Here is a 14,376-nt window from a genome sequence, read left to right on the forward strand (position 1 = left end):
CATCTCCTTGACAAGGAGATGGCGCCGTCTCATGACGTGAGGATCGGCTCACCGCCGGCCCTCGCCCGCGCTCAGGCGCGAGGGGCGTTGACGTCGGCAGGAAGAGCCTTCTTGGCAACCTCAACGAGGGCCTTGAAGCCAGCCGGCTCGTTCACGGCCAGCTCGGCCAGCATGCGGCGGTCGATCTCGACGCCGGCCAGGCCCAGGCCCTGGATGAACCGGTTGTAGGTCAGGCCCTCCGCGCGAGCGGCAGCGTTGATGCGCTGGATCCACAGGCGACGGAAGTCACCCTTGCGGGCGCGGCGGTCACGGAAGGCGTAGACGCCGGAGTGGGTGACCTGCTCCTTGGCCTTGCGGTAGAGGCGAGAACGCTGGCCGCGGTAGCCCGAGGCCTTCTCGAGGACGGAACGACGCTTCTTCTGGGCGTTGACAGCCCGCTTCACACGTGCCATGTGATGACTCCTTTAGGTGGTGGGCTCTCAGCGGCCGAGCAGCTTCTTGACCTCGCGCAGGTTGCTGGCGTCAACAACCTGGTCCTTGGACAGCTTGCGCTTGCGGCGCGAGGACTTGACCTCGAGCAGGTGGCGCTTGCCAGCCTGCTCGCGCATGAGCTTGCCGCTACCGGTGACCCGGAAACGCTTCTTGGCACCGGAGTGCGTCTTGTTCTTCGGCATTGTTGGATTCCTCTTCTCGGCCCGAGACAGGTTGCCTGGGCTGCGGACCCCACACGGTTTGCCGGTGGGGTGGGTGGTGGTCTGTGGGTGACCCGGAGGTCTCAGGCCTCGGTGGACGGCGCCTCGGCGCCGGAGGCGGCCTTGGCCGCGTTCTTCTCGGCTCGGCGGCTGGCCCGGGCCTCCTCGCGACGACGGCGCTGGTCTGACTTGACCTCCGCCTTCTTGCGCGTGGGGGCCAGAACCATCACCATCTGCCGACCGTCCTGACGCGGGTGGGACTCAACCGTCCCCAGGTCGCCGATCTCCTCGGCCACACGCTGGAGCAGACGGATACCCAGCTCAGGACGAGACTGCTCGCGGCCGCGGAAGCGCACCACGCACTTGACCTTGTCCCCGCCCTTGAGGAACCGCTCGACGTGCCCCATCTTGGTGGCGTAGTCGTGCTGGTCGATCTTGGGGCGGAACTGGACCTCCTTGAGCTGCGTGTTCGCCTGGTTGCGCCGGGCGTCACGTGCCTTCATGGCCGACTCGTACTTAAACTTGCCGTAGTCCATGAGCTTGCACACCGGGGGGCGTGCGTCAGGGGCAACCTCGACGAGGTCGAGACCGGCCTCCTCGGCCAGGCGCAGCGCGTCCTCGACGCGTACGACGCCGACCTGCTCACCGCCGGGGCCGACGAGGCGCACCTCGGGGACGCGGATCCGTTCGTTGATACGGGGCTCGCTGATGACAGTTCCTCACTCTTGGTGATGATCAACCGCCGCAGCAAGAAACAGGGCCCTCGCCGCAGATCGCGTACGAAGGCCCATCACGTACCCAGTGGTACGACGCACAGCTCAGGCTGCACGCTGCGAGGCTGTCCTCGCATGACCCGGTTCCCGTCAGGAACCCAGGTGGGATCTCTCCGCTTGCGCGCCAGAGTCGGACTCCGGCCGGTCAGTGCTGAACTGTACCAGGACCCATCCGCCTGCCCCAGCATGGCCCCGGCGATCAGTGCGTGAACCTGGACACGCTCCGGGCTCAGGCAGGCACCGGGCACAGCTCAACGGTGTCAATGAGCTCGCCCCAGGCCGGGTTGACCATGACGAGCTGGCAGGTCTCCAGGGAAGCAGCCACGGCCGGCATCCCGCCGGAGGCGTCGATGCGGACGAAGACCCTCAGCTCAGCACCCTGCCCAGGCTCAAAGGCGACGCCGGTGACTCCTGTCACCGCCATGAGCTGGGCCGTGACCTCCTGTTGCACCGGCTCGTTGCGCCAGGACGGGACCCAGTCCTCTCCCCCAGCCAGCGCCACGACCGCAGGCCGTGGCAGGCGCAGGTCCTTGGTTCCCGGGTCAACCACCCACAGCTGGTCCGTGGTCTGCACGGCTACCTGGGCCGCACGACGCGGCTCAACCGGCACCGGACGCACGTCCTGGCGCCACGCCCTCATCGCATCGACGCTGGTAAAGACGGGTAGCGCCACGTGACCGTCAGGAAGGTCGACGGCCAGGGTCGCGGCGTCCTGCGCGGCGTCGTTGGTGTGGGGTTCGTCCCCCCCGCGGGGGTGTGCGGCCACCGGCACGATCAGGCGACTGGCCACCAGCGCCTGCCACAGGTGGTCCAGGTAGAGGTGACGGGGCTGGCTCGTGTCCTCCAGAGCCTGGGTCACCCGAGGGTCAGCACCGCCGTCGTCATCGGCAAAGGGACTGGGCGAGGCCAGCAGCCTCTCCATCTTGGCGCGTGCAGCCAGCGCGGCCGCCAGCTGGGCGTCAGGCTGTCCCGGAGACTGCTGGCTCATGCCTGCACGTCCTGGACCGCAGCCCCGCCAGCCACCGCCAGTGCCTGGGGCAGCGTGAAATTGCCGTTGTAGAGCGCCTTGCCCACGATCGCGCTATCGACTCCCTGCGGCACCAGCCTGGCCAGGGCGGCGATGTCCTCCAGGCTGGAGATCCCGCCCGAGGCCACCACCGGAGCGCTCGTGCGAGCGGCCACCTGGCGCAGCAGCTCGGTGTTAGGACCGGTCAGAGTGCCGTCCTTGGTCACGTCCGTGACCACGTAGCGCCGGCACCCGGCCTCGTTGAGGCGATCGAGGGTCTGCCACAGGTCGCCGCCCTCCTTGGTCCAGCCTCGCGCCGCCAGCGTGGTGCCACGCACATCCAGGCCGACGGCGATCTTTTCCCCGTGCTCAGCGATGACGCGAGCAGTCCACTGTGGGTCCTCCAGTGCCGCGGTGCCCAGGTTGACCCGTGCGGCACCGGCCTTGAGAGCACGCGTCAGTGAGGCGTCGTCCCGGATCCCGCCGGAGAGCTCGACCTTGATGCCGACCTCACCCACGATTCGCTCCAGCAGCGGGGCGTTCGAGCCACGTCCGAAGGCCGCGTCGAGGTCCACCAGGTGGATCCACTCGGCTCCCGCCTCCACCCAGTCCCGAGCAGCCTCGATGGGGCTGCCGTAGTCGGTCTCGGAGCCGGCCTCTCCCTGGAGGAGACGCACGGCCTTGCCGTCAGCAACGTCGACGGCGGGCAGGAGGGTCAGCATGGGGTTTCCTTCCGATCGGCGGACAAGGACCAGGTTCAGGCCACCGTGGCGAGCCAGTTGCGCAGGAGCTGGGCACCGGCGTCGCCGGACTTCTCCGGGTGGAACTGGGTGGCCGACAGCGCCCCGTTCTCCACGGCCGCCACGAAGTCCTCGCCGTGAGTGGCCCAGGTGGCCTGCGGCAGCCGGGTCGGGCCCTGGTCAAGGAGACTGGCCGGGTCCGTCTTGGCCGCGTAGGAGTGGACAAAGTAGAAGTGCTCGTCCTCGATGCCGGCAAAGAGCACCGAGTCGGCGGGCGGGCGGACCTGGGACCAGCCCATGTGCGGGACGACCGGCGCCTCCAGACGAGAGACGGTCCCGGGCCACTGAGCGAGTCCCGGCGTGCTGCCGGACTGGCCACTGTGCTCGGTGGAGGCGGCAAACATCACCTGCATGCCCACGCAGATACCCAGAACCGCACGGCCCCCGGCCAGGCGGCGGTCGATGAGGCGAGGCGCGTCCACGGCAGCCAGCTGCCGCATCACCGAGGCGAAGGCACCCACTCCGGGCACCACCAGCGCGTCGGCCGCCTCGACGGCGGCAGGGTCCGCAGTCAGCTCGACCTGGGCGCCCACGCGCTCCAGGGCGCGCACGGCCGAGCGGACGTTACCGCTGCCATAGGACAGCACGACGACGGAGGGCTTGAGCATGGTCGTAGCCTAACGGTCGGCCTCAGGTGGCTCACACGCGTCTCGCGGGGCGCCTCAGGAGCGCCCGCCGCCGCGCAGGCCTCGTCCCAGCCAGCGCATGGCCCGCGAGGCACGGACCTGGGAGGAGCGCACCGCCCCCTTGACGTCCTCGGCCTTGGTCAGCCCGAGCAGGACGTCCTCGACCACCTGGTCAACCGCTGACAGCAGCAGGCCGGCACTGGCCTCCTGACCAGCCGTCCCGTTCTCGTAGCGGCGAGCCGTGATAGTCCCGGACAGCCCTAACTCGATACCCACGTCGGTGGCCAGGTCGGCGGTCAGCAGGACGACCCCTCCTCGTGAGAGCCGGGAGAGCGCACTCGCCAGCTCAGCGGCCTCGGCCGGCTCGGTCTCCGCCCCGCCCAGGAGCTCAGCCACGTCCCACTGCGCGTGGGCGGAGACGAACTCCTTGACGGCGAAGGCGCCTGAGCGTGCCGGAACGACGGTGCAGTCCAGGTCACTCATGGCGCACAGGGCGGCCAGGGCGTCGGCACTGGCCAGAGGGGTCAGGACGACGGCGACCTTGACGGCCTTGGCCGTGGCCGTCACGTCCTGGCTGTCCAGGGCGGAGGTGTCCTCGGGCACCTCCAGCGAGCCGGGGTCCAAGGCCGAGGAATCCTCCTGCGAGGTGTCCAGGTCGAGGCCTGCCATGAGGGCGGCAAACTCGGCGTCCAGGTCCTCGCCGTCGTGACCACGGCCAGGCTGGTCCGCGCTCATCACAGGGCTCCCTTGGTGGACGGGATGCCCTCCACACGCGGGTCCGGCTCGACGGCCTTGCGCAGTGCGCGCGCCAGCGCCTTGAACTCGGCCTCGGCAATGTGGTGCGGGTCGCGGCCCGAGAGCACGCGCACGTGCAGGCAGATCCCGGCGTGGTAGGCGATGGCCTCGAAGGCGTGGCGCACCATGGAGCCAGTGAAGTGGCCTCCGATGAGGTGGTGGACGAAGGCCTCGGACTCCCCCTCGTGGACGAGGTAGGGCCGTCCGGACACGTCCACCACGGCGTGGGCCAGTGCCTCGTCCAGCGGGACGGTGGCATCACCGAAGCGGGCGATCCCGCGCTTGTCCCCCAGCGCCTGCTTGAGCGCCTCGCCGATGCAGATCGCGGTGTCCTCCACGGTGTGGTGGACGTCGATGTCGGTGTCCCCGCTGGCGCGCACGGTCAGGTCGATGAGCGAGTGCTTGCCCAGAGCGGTGAGCATGTGGTCGTAGAAGGGGACCGTGGTGGAGACGTCGGTGCGTCCGCTCCCGTCCAGGTCGAGCTCGACGACGACGCTGGACTCACTGGTGGTGCGCTCGATGCGGGCGGTACGGCTCATGCGTGGATCTCCTTGGGTGTGTGGGCGCGCTGCGGCCGGGGAAGGTCACTGGTCACCGCCTGGAGGCTGCGGCGGAAGGCCTCCATCTCCTCGGGCGTGCCGATGCACACCCGAAGGTACCCTGCCGGTCCGACGACCCGGATGAGGACACCGCGCTCCAGCATCGCGCGGAAGACGGCGTCGCGGTCGGCGAAGGGACCGAAGAGCACGAAGTTGGAGTCGGAGTCACAGGCGGTCCACCCCTGCTCGCGCAGCCACTGGACCAGGGCGTCGCGGTCAGCGCGCATCGCCGCGACCTGGCTCATGAGCTCCTCGCGGTGAGCCAGCGCCGCCATCGCGGCCGCCTGGGTCAGGGCCGAGAGGTGGTAGGGCAGGCGGACCACGCGCAGCAGGTCGACCAGCTCACGCGAGGCGGCCAGGTAGCCCAGCCGCAGCCCGGCCATGCCGAAGGCCTTGGACATCGTGCGGCACACCGCCAGGTGCGGGTAGGCCTGGCCGTCCTCCAGGGCCAGGAGCTCCAGCGCGCTGGGGACACCGGGGCGGCGGAACTCCCCGTAGGCCTCGTCCACGACGACGACGCAGTCCGTCGCGCTGCCGTCCGCGGCGAGCGGGCCCTGGCCACGAGCAGCCTCGAGCACGGCCCGCACGTCGTCCAGGGGCAGGGCCGTGCCGGTGGGGTTGTTGGGGCTCGCCAGCAGGATGACGGCGGGGTGGTGGGCAGCGACGGCCTCGCGGACGACGTCGACCTCCAGGGTGAAGTCCTCGGCGCGCGCGGCGGCGACGTAGCGCGTCAGGGTGTCACGGGCGTACTCGGGGTACATGGAGTAGGTCGGTGTGAAGGACAGGCACACCCGGCCTGGTCCGCCGAAGACCTGGAGGACGTGGAGCATGACCTCGTTGGATCCGTTGGCGGCCCAGACCTGCTCCCAGGGCACACGCACCCCGGACTCGACGGCCAGGTAGTCCGCCAGCGCCTGACGCAGGGCAGGGAAGTCACGGTCGGGGTAGCGGTTGAGGGTGCTTGCCGCCTGGGCAACGGCGTCAGCGATGTCCTGCACCACCTCGGGCGAGGGAGGGTAGGGATTCTCGTTGACGTTGAGGCGAACGGGCACCTCCAGCTCAGGGGCGCCGTAGGGGGTCTCGCCCTCAAGGCCGGGTCGCAGAGGAAGTGTGCTCACGTGCCGCAGTCTACGAGGAGCGTGGCCCGGCTGGTGCGGGCGTCCACGTTCACGCGAGCCCGAGGGGACCGCTCAGTGCGTGGCGTCGAGGAGGACCTCCTCCGCATCCAGTCGCATGAGCGCCGCCTCCAGCGTCTGGGAGCTAAAGACGCCGTCGTCGCGGGCGTCCAGGAGGGCGTCGCGCTGGGCGTGGATCGCCTCCTTGGCCAGAGCCCGCATCTTCTCCCGAGGCAAGGTGCCAAGAGCCTGCCGGGCGGCCAGCGTCCCCGACTCACTGGCTGCCTCGCCACCGGCCTGCAACTGTCCGGCGTACATGGCCTTGCCGACCGAAGGCAGCGAGAACATCGTTCCCCCAGCCCTGCCTGCCTGCTGGGCCGAGGAGGGATCCTGTGCCTGCGACAGCTCGCCAGGCTGCCCCGCGATGAACTGGGCCAAGGCCGTGTCCTTGACGGCGTGGCCCAGCAGGCGCATGAGACGTGCTCGTTCCTCCTCGTCTGCGCCGTGGGAGGCCATCTGTGGCTTGACGAGCTGGATGAACGGAGTCAGCGTCAGCCCCTGGATGACGAGCGAGCCTGCCGCCACGACGAGGGCAACCAGGAGCATGAAGGAGCGCATGGGTGCCTCCAGAGGCAGGGTCTGTGCCGCGGCCAGCGTCACGGCGCCACGCATCCCGGCCCACACGATGACGGCTCCTTCACGCGGCCCCAGCGACTGGGACAGGAAGTAGGCCAGGTCACTGCGAGCCCGCTTCTGCCTGCGCCGTCCCCGCTCCAAGCGACGACGCCACCGCTCCAGGGCTCGCTGCCACTCCTCGGTTGACAGGTTGCGCGCCGCCAGCATCTCCTCGTCCGCGTCGCAGGCGTGCGCCAGCCGCTCCTCGAACTGCGCGATCCGCTCCTCGCCCAGATCCACCCGGCGCACGGAACGACGTCGCAGCTCAGCCAGCCAGGCGAGCAGAGGCGTGACGAAGGCGGCCCGGACCACGACTGTCAGGGCGCCGCAGACCACGGCCACCAGGAGGGCCAGGCCCAGGCCCGCCCCGGCCGGGTCGTCGGTGAGCTCGTGGACGATCCCGTAGGCCTGCAGGCCCATGACGAGGAAGACGCCTCCTTCGAGGATGAGCTCAACCGTGCGCCAGTTCTTCTGGGCAGTGCGCCGGTTGCTGGGCGGCAGCAGACGCGGTCCGCGGTAGGAGACCACGAGCCCTGCCACTACCGCTGCCACCAGACCGGACCCGCCCAGGTGCTCGGCCGGGACGGACGCCAGGAAGGGTACGGTGAAGGAGACGGCCGTGTCCGCGGCTGAGTCGGAGATACGCGATCGCACGCGCACCGCCACCTCGCCCACGGCCCAGCCCACGACCAGGGCCACCGCCAGGGCCAGCAGGAACTCCCCTGCCAGGGTCAGCGGCTCCAGGGCGTCCTCGTTGGTCATGAGCCCGGCGGAGACGGCTGAGGAGAGCAGGACCAGGGCAGTGGCGTCGTTAAAGAGCCCCTCCCCCTCCAGGATCGTGATGATGCGGTGGCTCACGCCCGAGCCTCGGGCGATGGAGACAGCCACAGCATCCGTGGGGCTGAGCACCGCACCCAGCGCGATCGCCCAGGGAAGCGCGATGGCGGGTACCAGGAGGTGGATCACCACTCCCAGCACGAGCGCCGAGACCACCACCAGCCCGATCGCCAAGCCGGCAACGGTCTGCAGCTCTCGGCGGAAGTCCATCACCGGCATCGAGACTGCAGCCGCGAAGAGCAGGGGCGGCAGCACCATCTCCAGGATGATCTCCGGCTCAACCTCCACCGCCGCCACCCAGGGCAGGAATCCGACGCCGACCCCCAGGGCCAGCAGAATCAGCGGCGAGGCCACCCCAACCTTGGGCGCGAGCTGGTTGCAGGCCGCAATGACTAAGAGCCCGGCCACGGCAACAAAAAGAGGAGCCACGGACCCAGGATAGAACGGGGCACAGACAGCCATGCTCCCGCTTGCCACGGGGCAGACCGTGGCAAGCGGGAGCAGCAGGAAGGAGGAGCCCGGGCCGGGCGTCACCGCCGTCGGCCCAGCCGCCTCACAGACGCTCGGAGACCAGACGAGCCCCCTCGGTCAGCGAGGCGAGCTTGGCCCAGGCGATGTGGGAGTGGATACGCCCGCCCAGGCCGCAGTCGGTGGAGGCCACGACGCGCTCAGGTCCCACCAGCTCGGCGAAACGCGTGATGCGGTCTGCCACGAGCTCGGGGTGCTCGACGACGTTGGTCGCGTGGGAGACGACGCCCGGAATGAGGTACTTGCCCTCAGGCAGCTCGACGTCCTTCCAGATCTTCCACTCGTGCTCGTGGCGGGCGTTGGCGGCCTCGAAGGTAAGCCCGTTGGCGTTGACGGCGAGCGCCAGGTCCACCACGTGGCGGAACTCCAGGTCGGTGGAGTGCGGGCCGTGCCACGAGCCCCAGCACACGTGGTAGCGCACGAGGTCGGGGTCGATCCCCTCCAGGGCGTGGTTGAGGGCCTCGATACGCACTGCGGAGAAGCGACGGTAGTCCTCGATAGCGGGCTCCACCTTGAACTGGTCCCACGACTCAGTCAGGTCAGGGGCGTCGATCTGGACCGTGAGGCCGGCGTCCGTAATGGCCTTGTACTCCTCGCGCAGGGCCTCGGCCCAGGCCCACACGGCCGCCTCGTCGTCCTCGTAGTAATAGTTGCCGATGCGCGCCGCCGCGGCCGGGCTGATCGAGGCTACAAAGCCCTCGGACACCGGCTTGCCGGCCTTGGCCAGCGCCTCCTTGAGGGAGGCGATATCACGAGCCACGACCTCCTGGCCGGTGTAGGACAGCTCTCCGGTCAGGGCTGGGAAGGACCAGGGGCGACGGGTGGCCAGGTGGATACCCGAGGTGGGGTCGGAGTAGGCGTCAGCGAAGGCGACCCAGTCGCGACGGTCGGTCATCGCGTCCAGCTCGAGCTTGCCGGCGGGGGTGGGCTTGCGCGGCGGCAGCTCGTCAAGCAGCTCCAGGCCGGCGAAGCGGGTGAAGGAGTAGGACCACCAGGCGCCGTAGTCGACCTTCTCGGTCATGGCGTGGCCGTACTCGCCGTCGTTGACGATCGTGATGCCCAGCTCAGCCTGCTTGGCGACCACGGCATCGGTCTCGGAGCGGACGACGGCGGCCAGGTCGGAGTCGGACAGAGCGCCGGTGGCGTGGTCGGCGTTGGCCTTGAGAAGGGTGTCAGTACGGGGCAGGGAGCCGACGTGGGTGGTGCGGATGGAGGTGGTCATGAGTGGTCCTGTCATTCCTGCGGCACTCGCCGCGGTGGTCATGGAGATAAGGACCGGAACCGGCAGAGCCGGCTGGGGGCTGAGACGTCCGGGCGCCTCAGCGGGGCATGACCACCCCTGCCACGCGCTCGGGCGTGAGCAGGGGAGTCTCCGTCCTGACGGTGCAGCAGGCGCTGCTGCATCGGCTGGTGGTCATCAGGTGTCCTTCCATCGGTCCTGGCGGGAGCACCGGGGCCGGCAGAGCCGGTCGGTTGCTGCGGCGTCGAAGAGCCAGGTCTCTCAGCCGCTCGGGATGGCTACGGCGGCAGGATACACGTGCCCGCCCAGCCCGCAAGTCCGCCCATCCGCCAGGCGAGATGCTGGGGTGCCTGGGTGAGTGACTACCCAGGCACCCCAGCATCAGGATCGAGGACGGGCCGCGCCCGCCTCAGCGGGTCTCAGCCGCGCCGCCCCTTTCCACGGACCTCGCCACCGCGTCCGGCGCGTCCACGGCCCTGATCCTGGCGCTCGCCGGGCTGCGAACGGCCCTCGCCACGGCCGTGTCCGTGGCCGCGACCGTCCTCGCCATGATCATGGTGGCCGTGTCCCCGGCCGCCGTGGGGTCCGCCGTGGGGGCCGCCGTGGTGGTGGTCCGGGCCAAAGCCCAGCTCACGCATGCGCCGCAGCCCGGCCACGCGCTTCTCCCCCATCCGGCGACGGGCCTCGTCCAGCCAGGCCTCGACGTCGTCGTCATCCTCAAGGCCGAGCTCCTCCTCCAGGGAGGCGATGACCTTGTCGAGCAGGGCCGCCAGCGTCGTGGCCTCGTCATCGCTCAGGACGTTCAGGTACTCGCTGCGGCCGGAGCCGGTGGCGGCGTGACGGCCGGCCTGCGTGAGGGCAACGACCTTGACCCGGCGGTCACCCTCGCTCGGGGTGCGCTCGATGAGGCCCTGGGCCTCAAGCTTGGTGAGCAGCTCGTTGAGGGACTGCTGGCGGATATCGAGCAGGTAGGCCAGCTCGCGAGTGGGCAAGGGGCTGGAGAGCTTGAGAGCAGCCAGGACCCGTCCCTGGCCGCGAGTGGTGTCCGCGTAGGGGCCACCGGAGGTACGCGCCTCAATGCGACGGCGGTGGCTCAGGCGCTGCAGGCGGCGAAGCCGGTCGTGGACGGGGGCCAGGACGCTGGCGCGGTCCTCGGAGCCGATTGCCTCAGTGTTGTCAGTGTAGGAAGTCATGTCATTCTCCTGGTTCGTGATAAGCACCTTTCTTACTGGTACCTGTTGATCTCTGACGAGAAGAAAACTACAGGCACCTTCCCTATCGCGCAAGCTCCATAGAACAGGTACCTGTATGTTGTGCGTCACTCGCCTGGCCGCGGGCGTGCCTGATCGTGTCGGTGCCTGTGGCTACGGTGAGGCCATGAGCACCTCACTCCTGCGAGAGCGCGCCGAGACGATCCTGCAGCTGCTGGTCTCCGGCCCCGGGGCCAGGCTGCGCGAGGACCAGTGGACGGCGATCCACGCCCTGGTGGCGCTGCGTCGCCGCGCCCTGGTGGTCCAGCGCACCGGGTGGGGAAAGTCCGCCGTCTACTTCGTGGCCACCGCGCTCATGCGCGAAGGCTGGGGCGGCTGGCAGCCAGGCACACCTCCGCCGCCCGTGCGTGCGCAGGGCGCCCCCGCCAGCCCGGGCGTAGGAGCCACCGTCATCATCTCGCCCTTACTGGCCCTCATGCGCGATCAGGTCGCTGCCGCCGAGCGCGCCGGGATCCAGGCGGCCACGATCAACTCAGCCAACGCCACGCAGTGGTCCGAGGTCGAGGCCCGTATCGCCACCGGCGAGGTCGACGTCCTCCTGGTCTCCCCAGAGCGGCTCAACAACCCTGTCTTCCGCGAGGAGGTCCTGCCCCACCTGGCCTCGGACACCGGCCTGGTCGTCATCGACGAGGCCCACTGCATCTCGGACTGGGGCCACGACTTCCGCCCAGACTACCGACGTATCCGTACCCTGCTGGCCGATCTGCCTGTCCACACCCCCGTCCTGGCCACCACGGCCACGGCCAACGAGCGCGTCACCCGCGACGTCGCTGAGCAGCTGAGCGCAGGAGAGGATCCTTCCACCGACCACCAGCCCGTCCTGGTCCTGCGTGGCAGCCTGGACCGTTCCTCCCTGCACCTGGGGGTCAAGCAGCTGGAGGATGACGCCTCCCGTCTGGCCTGGCTGACAAGCTACCTGCGTTCCACGCCCGGCTCCGGGATCGTCTACTGCCTCACCGTCGCGGCCGCCGGTGAGATCACCGCGCAACTGCGTCAGGCAGGCCTCGAGGTCGCCGCCTACACCGGCGGGACCGATCCGGCCGAGCGCGAGAGGCTGGAGAGCGAGCTCAAGGCCAACCAGGTCAAGGCCCTCATTGCGACCAGCGCGCTCGGAATGGGTTTTGACAAGCCCGACCTCGCCTTCATCGTCCACCTCGGGGCCCCCAGCTCCCCCGTGGCCTACTACCAGCAGGTCGGGCGCGGGGGCCGTGGCGTGGAACGCGCCGAGGTCGTGCTGCTGCCCGGCGCCCAGGACCAGGCGATCTGGGACTGGTTCGGTTCCCAGGCCTTCCCACCCGAGCAGGACGTGCGCCAGGTGCTCGCCGTCCTGGAGGAGGCGCACAGCCAGGGAGAGGGCCCGCTGAGCACCGCAGTGCTAGAGACCTCCACCAGCCTGCGGCGCACCAGGCTGGAGTCCATGCTCAAGGTCCTGGACGTCGACGGCGCCGTGCGCCGGGTCAGGGGCGGATGGGGCTGGACAGGCACGCCCTGGGTCTATGACGCCGCGCGCTATGCGCGTGTGGCAGCCGCTCGCGCCCGCGAGCAGGACCTCATGATCACCTACGAGTCCCTCCGGGCGCCGCTGTGCCGCATGGCCTTCCTACGCCAGACCCTGGATGACCCAGCCCTGGAGCAGGACTGGCGTTGCGGACGCTGCGACCTGTGCGCAGGACTGTCCCTGGCTGACCATGCCGACGCCCAGGAGGTGGAGACCGCTCGCCAGGCGCTGGCGCAGGTAGGCACTGTCATCGAGCCCCGACGCCAGTGGCCCACGGGCATGGACCGGCTGGGACTGGCCAGCCTACGCGGGCGGATCAAGGAGGAGCACCGCGCCGGCCGCGGCCTGGCAGTCGGGCGCCTGGACGGCCTCGGGATCTCGACGACGCTGCGCACACTCCTCGACTCCGGCACGGATGGCGAGGTTCCCGCCTCCCTGCGGCAGGCCGTGGTCGAGGTCGCGCAGCGACTGGGTAGCCTCATCGAGACCGAGACGGGCGGTGAGGAAGACGAACGTCACGGCCCCCTGGTCGTCGTCATCATCGACTCGCGCACCCGTCCCACGCTCGTGCGTCAGCTGGGCCGCGCCGTGGCTCGGACCTTGGCGGCCCAGCCCCTAGCGGTGGTCGGGGTCCGCGGCGAGGCCGGGCGCCACGACGTCGGTTCTCCCTTCCGCCTGGCCGCCGTTGCCCGCTCGCTCACGCTCCAGGACTGGCGTCGGGACACCCTGGCCAGCCTCCAAGGAGCCACGGTGGTCCTCGTTGACGACTGGACGGACTCAGGCTGGACGCTCACGCTGGCCACGCGCCTGCTGCGCGAGGCCGGCGCCGCCAGCGTCTATCCCTTCGTCCTGGCTCAGCGTTCGTAGCCACCAGCGTCCAGGGGCCCAGGCTGCGGGAGGCAGCCGCCACGTGGCAGGATTTCGCCCATGGCACTGTCCTTCCGATCCCTGGCCTGGCGTGACGGGGTGCCCTGCGACGAGGCTCCCACGGATATCGGTGACATCGACCGGGCCATGACTGACCAGTCCCTCCTCATCTGGGCCGATATCGTCGCTCCCACGCACGAGGACCTGCAGGTCCTCGCCACTGAGCTCGGGCTGGACACCAACGCCCTAGAGGACGCCGTCGCCCCCTTCGAGCGCCCCAAAGCAGCGCAGCAGGAGAATTACCAGTACTTCGTCACCTACGCGACGCTGCCGAGCTTCGCCTCGACCCTTGATGACGAGGAGGACCAGCTCACCCGGATCGCCGGGTTCATCTTCGACCGGGCGCTGGTGACCGTCCGCGCCACCGACAGGCTCGACCTGTCCCGGGTCCTCCAGCGCTGGCACACCAACCGCAGCCTCATCCGGCTCGGCCCGACGGCGTTGGTCCACGGGCTGCTGGACGTCGTCGTCGACGGCTACTTCACCACGGTCCAGGAGCTCGATGACGCCATCGAGAACCTGGAGGACGACCTGTTCTCCCCCAGCTCTCGCTCGACCGAGTTCCAGCGCTCCGCCTACGACGTGCGGACCAAGCTGGTGACGCTACGACGCATCGTGCTGCCCATGCGCGAGGTGGTCAGCGTGCTGTGGCGCCACCGAGAGGACCGCATCCGCGAGCTCGATCCCTTCTACGCCGACCTCAGCGACCACATCCTGCGCGCCTCGGAGTGGACCGAGTCCCTGCGCGACATGATCGCCTCAGTCTTCGAGACGCACCTGTCCCTGCAGGACCAGCGCCTGAACAACGTCATGAAGAAGCTGGCCGGGTGGGCAGCGGTGATCTCCGTGCCCACCCTGGTGACAGGATGGTTCGGGATCAACGTGCCCTACCCGGGTGAGGGACAGGACGCGGGCACCGTCGCCGCCGCCGTGCTCGTCGTCGTGCCCGCTGTGGTGCTGTACCTCATCATGAAGCGCAACGACTGGATCTGAC

At 69.7% G+C, this 14,376-nt stretch carries 14 protein-coding genes and 1 riboswitch; of the genes, 2 read left to right on the forward strand and 12 right to left on the reverse strand.

Annotated features, from left to right (window positions below; all coding sequences use genetic code 11):
- Window positions 1-71 precede the first annotated feature (71 nt).
- From rplT to CYJ26_RS04295, 12 genes are all read right to left on the reverse strand, one after another.
- On the reverse strand, window positions 72-452 hold the full coding sequence (rplT, locus tag CYJ26_RS04240; RefSeq protein WP_006548814.1) for a 50S ribosomal protein L20: 381 nt from the start codon (window positions 450-452) through the stop codon (window positions 72-74).
- Window positions 453-479: 27 nt separating this feature from the next.
- On the reverse strand, window positions 480-674 hold the full coding sequence (gene rpmI / locus CYJ26_RS04245) for a 50S ribosomal protein L35 (protein WP_006548813.1): 195 nt from the start codon (window positions 672-674) through the stop codon (window positions 480-482).
- Between the two features lie 101 nt (window positions 675-775).
- On the reverse strand, window positions 776-1,402 hold the full coding sequence (gene infC / locus CYJ26_RS04250) for a translation initiation factor IF-3 (protein WP_081449162.1): 627 nt from the start codon (window positions 1,400-1,402) through the stop codon (window positions 776-778).
- A gap of 292 nt (window positions 1,403-1,694) precedes the next feature.
- Window positions 1,695-2,453: an SseB family protein gene (locus tag CYJ26_RS04255; protein ID WP_006548810.1), complete on the reverse strand. Its 759-nt coding sequence runs from the start codon at window positions 2,451-2,453 to the stop codon at window positions 1,695-1,697.
- Complete coding sequence (priA, locus tag CYJ26_RS04260; RefSeq protein WP_006548809.1) at window positions 2,450-3,193, reverse strand: bifunctional 1-(5-phosphoribosyl)-5-((5-phosphoribosylamino)methylideneamino)imidazole-4-carboxamide isomerase/phosphoribosylanthranilate isomerase PriA; 744 nt, start codon at window positions 3,191-3,193, stop codon at window positions 2,450-2,452. The genes CYJ26_RS04255 and priA overlap by 4 nt, the downstream gene beginning before the upstream one ends.
- 35 nt (window positions 3,194-3,228) lie before the next feature.
- Window positions 3,229-3,879 (reverse strand): imidazole glycerol phosphate synthase subunit HisH, encoded by a 651-nt coding sequence (gene hisH, locus CYJ26_RS04265; protein WP_006548808.1) that lies wholly within the window; start codon window positions 3,877-3,879, stop codon window positions 3,229-3,231.
- Between the two features lie 54 nt (window positions 3,880-3,933).
- Window positions 3,934-4,632 (reverse strand): hypothetical protein, encoded by a 699-nt coding sequence (locus CYJ26_RS04270; RefSeq protein WP_006548807.1) that lies wholly within the window; start codon window positions 4,630-4,632, stop codon window positions 3,934-3,936.
- Window positions 4,632-5,231 (reverse strand): imidazoleglycerol-phosphate dehydratase HisB, encoded by a 600-nt coding sequence (gene hisB, locus CYJ26_RS04275; RefSeq protein WP_006548806.1) that lies wholly within the window; start codon window positions 5,229-5,231, stop codon window positions 4,632-4,634. The genes CYJ26_RS04270 and hisB overlap by 1 nt, the downstream gene beginning before the upstream one ends.
- Window positions 5,228-6,409, reverse strand: coding sequence for a histidinol-phosphate transaminase (locus CYJ26_RS04280; RefSeq protein ID WP_006548805.1), 1,182 nt, complete (start codon window positions 6,407-6,409; stop codon window positions 5,228-5,230). Before CYJ26_RS04280 ends, hisB begins: the two co-directional genes overlap by 4 nt.
- 72 nt (window positions 6,410-6,481) lie before the next feature.
- Entirely contained in the window at window positions 6,482-8,380 is a 1,899-nt protein-coding gene (locus tag CYJ26_RS04285; protein ID WP_101638068.1) for a cation:proton antiporter, read from the reverse strand.
- A 91-nt stretch (window positions 8,381-8,471) separates the two neighbouring features.
- Window positions 8,472-9,668: a cobalamin-independent methionine synthase II family protein gene (locus CYJ26_RS04290; protein WP_006548803.1), complete on the reverse strand. Its 1,197-nt coding sequence runs from the start codon at window positions 9,666-9,668 to the stop codon at window positions 8,472-8,474.
- A 204-nt stretch (window positions 9,669-9,872) separates the two neighbouring features.
- Window positions 9,873-9,967: riboswitch (SAM riboswitch) on the reverse strand.
- 138 nt (window positions 9,968-10,105) lie between these two features.
- Window positions 10,106-10,879 carry a MarR family winged helix-turn-helix transcriptional regulator gene (locus tag CYJ26_RS04295; protein WP_244902018.1) on the reverse strand — a complete coding sequence of 258 codons (774 nt, stop codon included), beginning with the start codon at window positions 10,877-10,879 and terminating at the stop codon, window positions 10,106-10,108.
- 184 nt (window positions 10,880-11,063) lie between these two features.
- Here CYJ26_RS04295 and CYJ26_RS04300 point away from each other — a divergent pair, with 184 nt between their 5' ends.
- Window positions 11,064-13,322 (forward strand): RecQ family ATP-dependent DNA helicase, encoded by a 2,259-nt coding sequence (locus tag CYJ26_RS04300; protein WP_244902019.1) that lies wholly within the window; start codon window positions 11,064-11,066, stop codon window positions 13,320-13,322.
- A 60-nt stretch (window positions 13,323-13,382) separates the two neighbouring features.
- Window positions 13,383-14,375 (forward strand): magnesium transporter CorA family protein, encoded by a 993-nt coding sequence (locus CYJ26_RS04305; RefSeq protein ID WP_006548800.1) that lies wholly within the window; start codon window positions 13,383-13,385, stop codon window positions 14,373-14,375.
- Window position 14,376 lies beyond the last annotated feature (1 nt).

Origin of the sequence: Actinomyces urogenitalis, assembly GCF_002861525.1 — a bacterium.
In the GTDB taxonomy this organism is placed as follows: domain Bacteria; phylum Actinomycetota; class Actinomycetes; order Actinomycetales; family Actinomycetaceae; genus Actinomyces; species Actinomyces urogenitalis.